General features: G+C 73.4%; 8 protein-coding genes. 6 read left to right on the plus strand and 2 right to left on the minus strand.

From position 1 onward, the window contains the following. Positions 1-184: 184 nt before the first annotated feature. Positions 185-847: a bifunctional DNA primase/polymerase gene (locus ACH4OA_RS21755; protein ID WP_397970240.1), complete on the minus strand. Its 663-nt coding sequence runs from the start codon at positions 845-847 to the stop codon at positions 185-187. Positions 848-1,314: 467 nt separating this feature from the next. Between ACH4OA_RS21755 and ACH4OA_RS21760 the strand changes: the two genes are divergently transcribed. The 6 genes from ACH4OA_RS21760 (at position 1,315) to ftsH (ending at position 11,085) form a co-directional block, all read left to right on the plus strand. Next, on the plus strand, positions 1,315-2,793 hold the full coding sequence (locus tag ACH4OA_RS21760) for a hypothetical protein (protein WP_397940413.1): 1,479 nt from the start codon (positions 1,315-1,317) through the stop codon (positions 2,791-2,793). A gap of 343 nt (positions 2,794-3,136) precedes the next feature. Continuing rightward, complete coding sequence (locus tag ACH4OA_RS21765) at positions 3,137-4,474, plus strand: ammonium transporter (RefSeq protein WP_365872017.1); 1,338 nt, start codon at positions 3,137-3,139, stop codon at positions 4,472-4,474. Continuing rightward, the gene (locus ACH4OA_RS21770) at positions 4,471-4,809 is read left to right on the plus strand and encodes a P-II family nitrogen regulator (RefSeq protein ID WP_171152440.1); all 339 of its coding nucleotides are present in this window, start codon (positions 4,471-4,473) and stop codon (positions 4,807-4,809) included. The genes ACH4OA_RS21765 and ACH4OA_RS21770 overlap by 4 nt, the downstream gene beginning before the upstream one ends. Positions 4,810-4,837: 28 nt before the next feature. Continuing rightward, positions 4,838-7,345: a [protein-PII] uridylyltransferase gene (locus ACH4OA_RS21775; protein ID WP_397970242.1), complete on the plus strand. Its 2,508-nt coding sequence runs from the start codon at positions 4,838-4,840 to the stop codon at positions 7,343-7,345. A gap of 156 nt (positions 7,346-7,501) precedes the next feature. Next, the gene (ffh, locus tag ACH4OA_RS21780) at positions 7,502-9,055 is read left to right on the plus strand and encodes a signal recognition particle protein (RefSeq protein WP_365872021.1); all 1,554 of its coding nucleotides are present in this window, start codon (positions 7,502-7,504) and stop codon (positions 9,053-9,055) included. Positions 9,056-9,144: 89 nt separating this feature from the next. Next, positions 9,145-11,085 (plus strand): ATP-dependent zinc metalloprotease FtsH, encoded by a 1,941-nt coding sequence (gene ftsH, locus ACH4OA_RS21785; protein ID WP_397940421.1) that lies wholly within the window; start codon positions 9,145-9,147, stop codon positions 11,083-11,085. Positions 11,086-11,119: 34 nt separating this feature from the next. On the opposite strand, the gene ACH4OA_RS21790 is transcribed toward ftsH, so the two are convergent. Then, positions 11,120-11,998 (minus strand): class I SAM-dependent methyltransferase, encoded by an 879-nt coding sequence (locus ACH4OA_RS21790; RefSeq protein ID WP_397970244.1) that lies wholly within the window; start codon positions 11,996-11,998, stop codon positions 11,120-11,122. Positions 11,999-12,379: the final 381 nt, after the last annotated feature.

Here is a 12,379-nt window from a genome sequence, read left to right on the forward strand (position 1 = left end):
CATCCGAGGCGGCGGGCGCTTTCGTGTCACGGCGCTTCGCGCGCGGCGGCCCGCTTCCCGCACGCACCACGCCTCTCCCCTACGGCGCCCACCCCGACCGCAGCGGCCGTCCGGCCGTCCCGCCGACGTCACCGGCCCCGCGCCGCCGTCCGGTCAACGGCCCCCGGCGCCCGCCCCCGGCCGCTCAGTCCCGGCTGCGGGACCGGTGGGCCACGTACGCCAGGGTGCCCAGCAGCAGCCGGGCCGGCGGCGGCCGGGTCGCCGAGTCCAGCGCGGGCGGGCGCAGCCAGCGCACCGGGCCCAGGCCGCCCCGGTCGGACGGTGGCGCGGTGAGGTACGCGCCGGGGCCGAGGCCGCGCAGGTCCAGCGCGGCCGGGTCGTCCCAGCCCATGCGGTAGAGCAGCCGGGGCAGCTCGGCGGCGGCGCCGGGGGCGACGAAGAAGTGGACGCGGCCGTCCGGGCCGGCGGTGACCGGACCGAGCGGCAGACCCATCCGCTCCAGCCGGACCAGGGCGCGGCGGCCGGCCGTCTCCGAGACCTCGACGGCGTCGAACGCCTGGCCGGCCGGCAGCATCACCGAGGCGCCCGGGAACTCGGACCAGACCTTGCTCACCTCGTCCAGCGTGGCCCCGGCCGGGACCGCCGGCGCGAACTCCAGCGGATGCGCGCCCGGCTCCGGGCAGCCGGCGCGCCCGCACGAGCAGACGCCCCCGGCGGCCCGCGCCCCCGGCAGCACGTCCCAGCCCCACAGCCCGGTGAACTCGGCGACGGCGGTGACCTCCGCCGCCCGCCCGCGCCGGCGCGTGCCGGAACGGATCTCGCGGATGCCGCCGATCGTGAAGCCCATGCCCCCTCCAACGGGTCGTGCGCGCCGGTGGTTACGACACGGAACGAGACGGAAGCGGAACGTAACGCTACGGCTCCGCCTGCCCGAGTGGCCCGTGATCAAGGCGGCGCCTTGAAGCGTTCGGGGTGGCACATCCGGAACCGTGCGCCCCTGTATGCCTCAGTCCGCCGACGTCCGCTCGCTCTCTGTCAAGTCAATCGCGCCTGGCTGGTCGTGAGTTCATTCGAAGGGGTGGCGAATGGTGGCGTTTCCGTGATGCAGGTGGTTGATGGGTAATCGTGGGGTTACTCTGAGTGTGCGAGTCCTGGGGGTGCGTGCACCCGTGGGTATGCCGGAGGCAAGCCGCCGGCGCGTTCGAAGGGTGAGAACCGGCGGACGGAAGGCCGTAGGCACCGGCATGCTGATAGGGCTTGGGTACCGGCGGCAGCGCACAGGCGACAAGTGGTCTCAGAAATGGGGGCGTTCCAGTGGGCGGCAACGGCGGAGGCGGGACGAACGCTGACAAGCGCCCCAACGAGCTGCTCGGCTCGTGGTTCGTGCGCAGCGGCTGGTCCAAGGGTGAGCTGGCCCGCCAAGTCAACCGCCGGGCACGCCAGTTGGGTGCCCACCACATCTCCACCGACACCTCGCGGGTGCGCCGCTGGCTGGACGGGGAGAACCCGCGCGAACCGATCCCGCGCATCCTCTCGGAGCTGTTCTCGGAGCGCTTCGGCTGCGTGGTCTCCATCGAGGACCTCGGTCTGCGCGCCGCCCGCCAGCCGCCCGCCGCCTCCGGGGTCGACCTGCCGTGGACCGGCCCGCAGACCGTCGCCCTGCTCGGCGAGTTCTCCCGCAGCGACCTGATGCTCGCCCGGCGCGGCTTCCTCGGCGCCTCGCTCGCCCTGTCCGCCGGCCCCTCGCTCATCGAGCCCATGCAGCGCTGGCTCGTGCCCGCCCAGGCCGCCGCGGCCCAGGCCGGGCCCGAGCCCGCGCCGGACCCGCGCAGGCCCGGCCGGCTGTCCGGGCCCGAGCTGGACCTGCTGGAGTCCACCACGCGGATGTTCCGCCTGTGGGACGCCCAGTGCGGCGGCGGACTGCGCCGCAAGGCGGTCGTCGGCCAGCTGCACGAGGTCACCGACCTGCTCCAGGAACCCCAGCCCGGGGCCACCACCCGCAAGCTGTTCCAGATCGCCGCCGAACTGGCCGAACTGGCCGGCTGGATGTCGTACGACGTCGGTCTCCAGCCCACCGCCCAGAAGTACTTCGTGCTCGCCCTGCACGCGGCCAAGGAAGCCGGCGACAAGCCGCTCGGGTCGTACGTCCTGTCCAGCATGAGCCGCCAGATGATCCACCTCGGCCGGCCCGAGGACGCCCTGGAGCTGATCCACCTCGCCCAGTACGGCAGCCGTGACTGCGCGAGCCCGCGCACCCAGTCCATGCTGTATGCGATGGAGGCCCGCGCGTACGCCAACATGGGCCAGCCCGCCAAGACCAAACGCGCCGTCCGCATGGCCGAGGACACCTTCGCCGAGGCCGGTGAGTGGGACGAGCCGGACCCCGACTGGATCCGCTTCTTCTCCGAGGCCGAGCTGTACGGCGAGACCTCCCATTCCTTCCGCGACCTCGCCTATGTCGCCGGCCGCAGCCCCACCTACGCCTCCCTGGCCGAGCCGCTGATGCGGCGGTCCGTGGAGCTGTTCGCCAAGGACGGCGACCACCAGCGGTCGTACGCGCTCAACCTGGTCGGCATGGCCACCGTGCACCTGCTCCAGCGCGAGCCCGAGTGCGGCACGCAGTGCGTCTCGCAGGCCATGGAGGTCGCCAAGAGGGTCCGTTCCGAGCGGGTGAACACCCGTATCCGCAAGACGGTCGACACGGCCGTGCGGGACTACGGCGACCTCGCCGTCGTAGCCGATCTCTCCGACAAGCTGGCCGTCGAACTGCCGGAGGCCGCCGAGGCGAGCTGATCCGGCACCACCCCGAACCCCGGCCGCGGCCGGGCCTCCCGAACTGCCCGACTCGGCTCCCCCATGCCAGGTCATCGAGAGGCCCGCCGCGGCCGGCCTGTTCCCCGCCGCGGGCATCGTCCGCGCGAGGTTGCGCCACGATAACGATCGCGCGACCCGGTATCCGGCGCTTCACCGACGCGTAACACGCAGGACGCCTTCGTCACCCGGGCGAAACAACGAGGGGCCTCCACCGAAACCGCGCTGCGTCAGTCTCGTGGCGCATAACCGGCCACCCCTCACCCCGACCGGACCGCTCACGCACCGCCCGCACGGGGCCGTACCAACCGACGAGGAGACGCCGATGGCACCAGCCATCATGCTTGCGGCGGACACACCCAGACTGTCGTCCGCCAACACCGGCTTCATGCTCATCTGCTCCGCCCTGGTGATGCTCATGACCCCGGGCCTGGCCTTCTTCTACGGAGGCATGGTCCGCGTCAAGAGCACCCTGAACATGCTGATGATGAGCTTCATCAGCCTCGGGATCGTCACGATCCTGTGGGTGCTCTACGGCTTCTCCCTCGCCTTCGGCAGCGGCAACAGCCTCCTCGGCTACAACGCCCACTGGATCGGCCTCAGCGACATCGGCCTCACCGAACTCTGGGACGGCTACACCATCCCGGTCTTCGTCTTCATGGTCTTCCAGCTGATGTTCGCGATCATCACCCCGGCCCTGATCAGCGGCGCCCTCGCCGACCGGGTGAAGTTCTCCGCCTGGGCGCTCTTCGTCGCCCTGTGGGTCACCGTCGTCTACGTCCCGGTCGCCCACTGGGTGTGGGGCGCCGACGGCTGGGCCTACAAGCTGGGCGTGATCGACTTCGCGGGCGGCACGGCGGTCCACATCAACGCCGGCGCCGCGGCGCTCGGCGTCATCCTCGTCATCGGCAAGCGCGTCGGCTTCAAGCGGGACCCGATGCGCCCGCACAGCCTCCCGCTCGTCATGCTCGGCGCCGGTCTGCTCTGGTTCGGCTGGTTCGGCTTCAACGCCGGCTCCTGGCTCGGCAACGACGACGGCGTGGGCGCGCTGATGTTCGTCAACACCCAGGTCGCCACCGCCGCCGCCATGCTGGCCTGGCTCGCCTACGAGAAGATCCGGCACGGCGCGTGCACCACGCTGGGCGCCGCCTCCGGAGCGGTCGCCGGCCTGGTCGCCATCACCCCGTCCGGCGGCGCGGTCTCCCCGCTCGGCGCCATCGCCGTCGGCGCCATAGCCGGCGTCGCCTGCGCCGCGGCCGTCGGCCTGAAGTTCCGCTTCGGCTACGACGACTCCCTCGACGTCGTCGGCGTCCACATGGTCGGCGGCATCCTCGGCTCCCTGCTCATCGGCTTCTTCGCCACCGGCAAGGGCCAGTCCGCGGCCACCGGCGTCTTCTACGGCGACCACTCCTTCACCCAGCTGTGGAAGCAGTGCGCGGGCGTCTTCGCCGTCCTCGCCTACTCGCTGGTCGTCTCCGCCGTCCTCGCCTTCCTCCTCGACAGGACCCTCGGCATGCGGGTCGCCGAGGACGAGGAGATCTCCGGTATCGACCAGGCCCAGCACGCCGAGACCGCATACGACTTCAGCGGCGCCGGCGGCGGCGTCGTCACGACCGCCGCGCAGGCCCCGGCCGCCGTGCAGACCAGGAAGGTGGACGCGTGAAGCTCATCACCGCCGTCGTCAAGCCCCACCGGCTCGACGAGATCAAGGAGGCCCTCCAGGCCTTCGGCGTCCACGGACTGACCGTGACCGAGGCCAGCGGCTACGGCCGCCAGCGCGGCCACACCGAGGTCTACCGTGGTGCCGAGTACACCGTCGACCTCGTCCCCAAGATCCGCGTCGAGGTGCTGGCCGAGGACGACGACGCCGAGCAGCTGATCGAGGTCATCGTGAAGGCGGCCCGGACCGGGAAGATCGGAGACGGCAAGGTGTGGTCCCTGCCGGTGGAGACCGCCGTACGGGTCCGCACCGGCGAGCGCGGTCCGGACGCGCTCTGAGCCGTAGCAACAGAACAGGAGTCGCCGGGTGACGGGTACGGATGGGCACACAGGGACGCAGGACTCGGGACCCGGCGGCTACGCGGCGGCGCGGCTGCGCCTCCTCACCGAGGAGGCGCGGTCCGGGCCGCCGCGCCGTGCCGCCCTCGCCGGGCTGACCGACGACTGGCTCGCGGGACTGTTCGGCGCGGCGGCGGGGGAGCGGACGGCGGCGCAACGCTCCGGGCGGCAGGACGGCGGAGGGCGGCGGAGCGGCCCCGCCGGCGTCTCGCTCGTCGCCGTCGGCGGCTACGGCCGCGGGGAACTCTCCCCGCGCAGCGACCTCGACCTGGTCCTGCTGCACGACGGCTCCGACCCCGCCGCGGTCGCCGCCCTCGCCGACCGGCTCTGGTACCCGGTCTGGGACCTCGGCATCTCCCTCGACCACTCCGTCCGCACCCCCGCCGAGGCCCGCAAGACGGCCGCCGAGGACCTGAAGGTCCACCTCGGCCTCCTGGACGCCCGCCACCTCGCCGGCGACCTCGGCCTCACCGCCGGGCTGCGCACCGCCGTCCTCGCCGACTGGCGCAACCAGGCCCCCAGGCGCCTGCCCGAACTCCGCGACCTGTGCGCCGAGCGCGCCGCCCGCCAGGGCGAACTGCAGTACCTGCTGGAACCCGACCTGAAGGAGGCCCGCGGCGGCCTCCGCGACGCCACCGCCCTGCGCGCCGTCGCCGCCTCCTGGCTCGCCGACGCCCCGCGCGAGGGCCTGGCCGACGCCCGCCGCCGGCTGCTCGACGTCCGCGACGCCCTGCACCTGGCCACCGGCCGCGCCACCGACCGGCTCGCCCTCCAGGAACAGGACCAGGTGGCCGCCGCCCTTGGCCTGCTCGACGCCGACATCCTGCTGCGGCAGGTCTACGAAGCGGCGCGCGTGATCGCGTACGCCAGCGACGTCACCTGGCGCGAAGTGGGGCGCGTCCTGCGCTCGCGCGCCGTCCGGCCGCGGCTGCGCGCCATGCTCGGCGGCGGCAAACCCGTGACGGAACGCTCCCCGCTGGCCGAGGGCGTCGTCGAACAGGACGGCGAGGTGGTGCTCGCCCGCGCCGCGCGCCCCGAACGCGACCCGGTGCTCCCGCTGCGCGCCGCGGCCGCCGCCGCACAGGCCGGCCTCCCGCTCTCCCTGCACGCCGTACGGCGCATGGCCGCCACCGTGCGCCCGCTGCCCACGCCCTGGCCCGCCGAGGCCCGGGAACAGCTCGTCACCCTGCTCGGCTCCGGCGCCCCCACCATCGAGGTCTGGGAAGCCCTGGAGGCCGAGGGACTGATCAGCCGCCTCCTGCCCGACTGGGAACGGGTCCGCTGCCGGCCCCAGCGCAACGCCGTCCACCTCTGGACGGTCGACCGGCACCTGATCGAGACCGCCGTGCGCGCCTCCGAACTCGCCCGCCGCGTCAGCCGCCCCGACCTGCTCCTGGTCGCAGCCCTGCTGCACGACATCGGCAAGGGCTGGCCCGGCGACCACTCGGTGGCCGGCGAGATCATCGCCCGGGACGTCGCCGCGCGCATCGGCTTCGACCGCGCCGACGTCACCGTCGTCGCCACGCTGGTCCGCCACCACCTCCTCCTCGTCGAGACGGCCACCCGCCGCGACCTGGACGACCCGGCCACCGTCCGCGCGGTCGCCGAAGCCGTCGGCGGCCAGAGCACCCTGGAACTGCTGCACGCCCTCACCGAGGCCGACGCCCTCGCCACCGGCCCCGCCGCCTGGTCCTCCTGGCGCGGCTCCCTCGTCGCCGACCTCGTCCGCCGCGTCCGCGCCGTCCTCACCGGCGACGCGCCCGGGGAACCCGAGCCCGCCGCGCCCACCGCCGAGCAGGAGCGCCTCGCCATCGAGGCCTTCCGCACCGGCGGCCCCGTCCTCGCGCTGCGCGCCCAGACCGAACCCGCGGCCGGCGCGGAACAGCCCGGCGACCCGGAACCGCTCGGCGTCGAACTCCTCATCGCCGTACCCGACCAGCCGGGCGTCCTGCCCGCCGTGGCCGGCGTCCTCGCCGTGCACCGCCTCACCGTCCGCACCGCGGAGCTGCGCGCCGTGCCGCTGCCCGAGGACGTGGACGACGACGGCGCGATCCTCCTGCTGAACTGGCGGGTCGCCGCCGAGTACGGCTCCCTGCCCCAGGCCGCCCGGCTGCGCACCGACCTCGTGCGCGCCCTGGACGGCTCCCTGGACATCGCCGGACGGCTCGCCGAACGGGACGCGGCCTACCCGCGCCGCCGCGGCTGGACCGCCCCGCCGCCCCGCGTCACGGTGGCCCCGGCCGCCTCCCGCCACGCCACGGTGATCGAGGTCCGCGCCCAGGACGCGCCGGGCCTGCTCCACCGCATCGGCACGGCCCTGGACAAGGCGGGCGTGCGGGTGCGGAGCATGCACGTGTCGACCCTGGGCTCCAACGCGGTCGACGCCTTCTACGTCACGACGGGCACGGGCGCCCCCCTGCCCACCGGGGACGCGGGCACCTTGGCGGGCGCGCTGGAGGAGACGCTGCGGGCGTGACGCCCGGGCCCCGGCCGCCGCCGGCCCGCTGTGGTCCCGGCGGTCGCCGGGGCGGGACCCGTCCGCCGAATGCGGCGGGCGGGAACCGTCGCCTTGCCGGGCCGGATACCCTGGAAGACGCTCAGACCGCCCCCGACTCCGAGGACCGAAGCCGCCGTGTTCGATACTCTCTCCGACCGCCTCAGCGCGACTTTCAAAAACCTCCGCGGGAAAGGCCGGCTGAGCGAAGCGGACATCGACGCCACGGCGCGCGAGATCCGCATCGCGCTTCTCGAGGCCGACGTCGCCCTGCCCGTGGTCCGCACGTTCATCAAGAACGTCAAGGAGCGGTGCCTCGGCGTCGAGGTCTCCAAGGCCCTCAACCCCGGCCAGCAGGTCCTCAAGATCGTCAACGACGAGCTGGTCACCATCCTCGGCGGCGAGACCCGCCGGCTCCGCTTCGCCAAGCAGCCGCCCACCGTGATCATGCTGGCCGGTCTCCAGGGCGCCGGCAAGACCACCCTCGCGGGCAAGCTGGGCAAGTGGCTCAAGGAGCAGGGCCACTCCCCGCTGCTGGTCGCCTGCGACCTCCAGCGCCCGAACGCGGTCAACCAGCTCAGCGTCGTCGCCGAGCGCGCCGGCGTCGCGGTGTACGCGCCGGAGCCGGGCAACGGCGTCGGCGACCCGGTCAAGGTCGCCAAGGACTCCATCGACTTCGCGAAGTCCAAGGTCCACGACATCGTGATCGTGGACACCGCCGGCCGCCTCGGCATCGACGCCGAGATGATGCAGCAGGCCGCGGACATCCGCGACGCGGTCTCGCCGGACGAGATCCTCTTCGTCGTCGACGCCATGATCGGCCAGGACGCCGTCAACACGGCCGAGGCGTTCCGTGACGGCGTCGGCTTCGACGGCGTGGTGCTCTCCAAGCTGGACGGCGACGCCCGCGGTGGTGCCGCCCTGTCCATCCGGCAGATCACCGGCAAGCCGATCATGTTCGCGTCGAACGGCGAGAAGCTGGACGAGTTCGACGCGTTCCACCCGGACCGGATGGCCTCCCGCATCCTCGACATGGGTGACCTGCTCACCCTGATCGAGCAGGCGGAGAAGACGTTCAGCCAGGAAGAGGCCCAGAAGATGGCCTCGAAGCTGGCGTCCAAGAAGGGCCAGGACTTCACCCTGGACGACTTCCTGTCCCAGATGGAACAGGTCAGGAAGATGGGCAGCATCAGCAAGCTGCTCGGCATGCTCCCGGGCATGGGCCAGATCAAGGACCAGATCGCCAACCTGGACGAGCGGGACGTCGACCGCACCGCCGCGATCATCAAGTCGATGACCCCGGCCGAGCGGCAGGACCCGACGATCATCAACGGCTCCCGCCGCGCCCGTATCGCGCGGGGTTCCGGTGTCGAGGTCAGCGCGGTGAAGAACCTGGTCGACCGGTTCTTCGAGGCCCGCAAGATGATGTCGCGCATGGCGCAGGGCGGCGGTATGCCGGGCATGCCGGGGATCCCGGGCATGGGCGGCGGGCCCGGCCGGCAGAAGAAGCAGCAGAAGAAGGCCAAGGGCAAGCAGCGCTCCGGCAACCCGATGAAGCGCAGGCAGCAGGAGCTGGAGGAGGCCCAGCGCCGCGAGGCCGCCGCCGCGCAGGGCGGGAACGCCTTCGGGCTGCCGCAGCAGGGCGCCCAGGACTTCGAGCTGCCGGACGAGTTCAAGAAGTTCATGGGCTGACCCGGTCCGTACACCGCGGGGGGCGCTCTTCCACCGGAAGGGCGCCCCCTGCGCATGCCGGTGCCGGAGCCGTGTCGTACCGTCCCCGTATGACCAACCCTGCTCCGCCGCGCAAGTCGCCGGACCAGCCATGGCGTACCGAGGGCGCCCCGGAGGAGCCGCCGCAGCCGCCGCCCGGCGGGGGCAGGATGCGGGGCGGCTGGTGGCGGCTGGTCCTCACCGCGCTGGTCGTGTACCTGATCGCGAACCTGGTGCTGTCGTACGTCGACCAGGCCAACGAGCCGACGATCTCGTACACCGAGTTCAGCAGGCAGGTGAACGACGGCAACGTCGCCAAGATCTACGCCAAGGGCGACTCCATCCAGGGCCAGCTCAAGAAGGAGCGGAACAGCCCCGGGGGCGGCGGCGCCTACACCAAGTTCAACACCGAGCGGCCGTCCTTCGCGCACGACGACCTGTGGGCCAGCCTGACCAGGAACAAGGTCACGGTCACCGCCGAACCGGTCGTCCAGCACCGCAGCTTCCTGTCGAACCTGCTGATCTCGCTGGCGCCGATGCTGCTGCTGATCGCCGTGTGGGTGTTCATCGCGCGCCGGATGAGAGCGGGGCTCGGCGGAGCGGGCGGCATGCTCGGCCGCAAGGCGCCGCCGAAGCCGGTGGAGCTGGTGCCGGGGCAGAAGCGCACCACGTTCGCCGATGTGGCCGGCATCGACGAGGTCGAGGGCGAACTGAACGACGTCGTGGACTTCCTGAAGAACCCCGACGCCTACCGCCGGATGGGCGCCAAGATGCCGCGCGGTGTGCTGCTCGCGGGTCCGCCCGGCACCGGCAAGACGCTGCTGGCGCGGGCCGTGGCCGGGGAGGCGGGCGTGCCGTTCTTCTCCGCCTCGGCCTCCGAGTTCATCGAGATGATCGTGGGCGTGGGCGCCTCCCGGGTGCGGGAGCTGTTCGCGGAGGCCCGCAAGGTGGCGCCGTCGATCATTTTCATCGACGAGATCGACACCATCGGGCGGGCGCGCGGCGGCGGCGCGTCGATGGGCGGGCACGACGAGCGCGAGCAGACGCTGAACCAGATCCTCACCGAGATGGACGGCTTCTCCGGTGCGGAGGGCGTCATCGTGATCGCGGCGACCAACCGCGCCGACATCCTCGATCCGGCGCTGACCCGTCCCGGCCGTTTCGACCGGGTGGTGCAGGTCTCGCCGCCGGACCGCGGCGGGCGCCAGGCCATCCTGGAGATCCACACCCGGGAGATCCCGCTCGCGGACGACGTCGACCTCGCGCAGGTGGCCCGTACGACGCCGGGCATGACGGGCGCGGAGCTGGCGAACCTCGCCAACGAGGCCGCGCTGCTCGCGGTCAAGCGGAAGCAGTCGCAGGTGACGCGGTCCGACCTGTCCGACGCGCTGGAGAAGGTCCAGCTGGGCGCGGAGCGTCCGCTCGTGATGCCGGAGGAGGAGCGCCGGCGCACCGCGTACCACGAGGGCGGGCACGCCCTGCTGGGCATGCTGCAGCCCGGCGCCGACCCGGTCCGCAAGATCACGATCGTGCCGCGCGGCCGGGCGCTGGGCGTCACGCTGTCCACTCCGGAGTCGGACAAGTACGCGTACACCGAGGAGTATCTGCGCGGCCGGATCATCGGCGCGCTGGGCGGCATGGCGGCCGAGCAGGTGGTCTACGGCGAGATCACCACGGGTTCCGAGAGCGACCTGGAGCAGGTCACCCGCCTGGCCCGGGGCATGGTGTCGCGCTGGGGCATGAGCGAGCGGGTGGGCCGGCTGTCCGCGCTGCCGAACGACGCCCAGCAGGCGTACGGCCTCGCCGCGGCCCCGGGGACCCTGGACGTGATCGACGCCGAGATGCGCCGCGTCGTGGACGAGTGCTACGCGGAGGCGTGCCGCAAGCTGCGCGACCACCGGGCCCAGCTCGACGCGCTCGCCCACGCCCTGCTGGAGAACGAGACGCTGGAGGAGGCGGACGCGTACCGGGTCGCCGGCATCACCCGCCTGTCCAAGGACGCCGAGAGCTAGGACCTCGATCCCTGCCCGATCCCGGCGAGAGAGCCTAGGGAACCCGGGCGATCAGGTAGCGGAAGACGTTCGGCATCCACACGGTGCCGTCCGGACGCAGGTGCGGGTGCAGGGCCTCGGTCAGCTCCTTGCCGACCTGCTGGGCGTCGCCCGCCTCGATCGCCGCGTCGAACAGGCCGGTCGACAGCAGTCCGCGTACGGCGCTGTCGAGGCCGGCGTAGCCGAACGGGCAGGCGACCCGGCCCGAGCCGTCCGGTCGCAGCCCGGCCCGCGCGGCGGCCTCCTCCAGGTCGTCGCGCCGGGCGGCCCGCCAGCCGGGGGCGCCGGGCGGCGTACCGGCGAGACCGGCGGCCGCGCGCAGCACCGAGGAGGTCGCGCAGCGCTCGGGCGGACCCCAGCCGGCCAGCACGACGGCGGCCCCGGGCGCCGCCAGCGGCAGCACTCCGGCGAGCAGCGCGCCGAGCCCCTCGGGGTCGTCCGCGTGGCCGCCGACCGGTTCGAAGACGGTCACCAGGGTGTACGGGTCCGCCCGGGTGGCGGTCGAGGGCGCGGGCGGTGCGCCGAGGAGTCCGGGCGTGGTCCGCGCCCGCCCGCCGCCGGCGGGTCCGCGGCCGCGGGGCGCGTCCGGCGCCAGGCGCTCGCGCGCGAGGGCCAGCCGTTCGGGCGAGGCGGAGTCGACTCCGGTGACGGCGGCGCCCCGCGCGGCCGCCATCAGCAGGGCGAGCCCGGAACCGCAGCGCAGGCCGAGCAGCCGGCTGGCGGGGCCCACGTCGAGCCGGTCGTACACGGCTTCGTAGAGCGGCACCAGCATCCGTTCCTGGATCTCGGACCAGTCACGCGCGCGTGCGCCCGGGTCCACGCCGGACGCGGAGGCCGTGGGGGACACGTGCTGCCGCACGAGCGTAGGTGTCATAGAAGCGCCCCAATCCGCCGACGGTTCGTCGCCGCGCCCGGTTGCGTGGCCCCCGTGCCGTGCGCGCGCCCTTGCACCTATGCCAGGTAACTCCCGGCTGGCGGTGCCGTCCAGGGGTTGTGGCGCCCGGCTTGGGCCGCGGACACGGGAGTGGCGAGAATTCACCTGCCGGCAATCTGCGCGGCCGTACGGTGGGCGCACACGGGGACGGGGCGGTGGCGGGGGGCCGGACGGCACCCGGTAACCTCACGCGGACCGGCGGCGCCGGCCTGGACGGGACGACGGGCCGAGAGCGGCCGAAACACCCCTTGCGCATGGGCCGGTCATCGTCACCGGGGCGCTCGCCACGGGACGCGCGGCGGGGCCTACGCACCAGCTTGG

Source organism: Streptomyces sp. NPDC017095 (assembly GCF_044332325.1).
Lineage (GTDB): Bacteria > Actinomycetota > Actinomycetes > Streptomycetales > Streptomycetaceae > Streptomyces.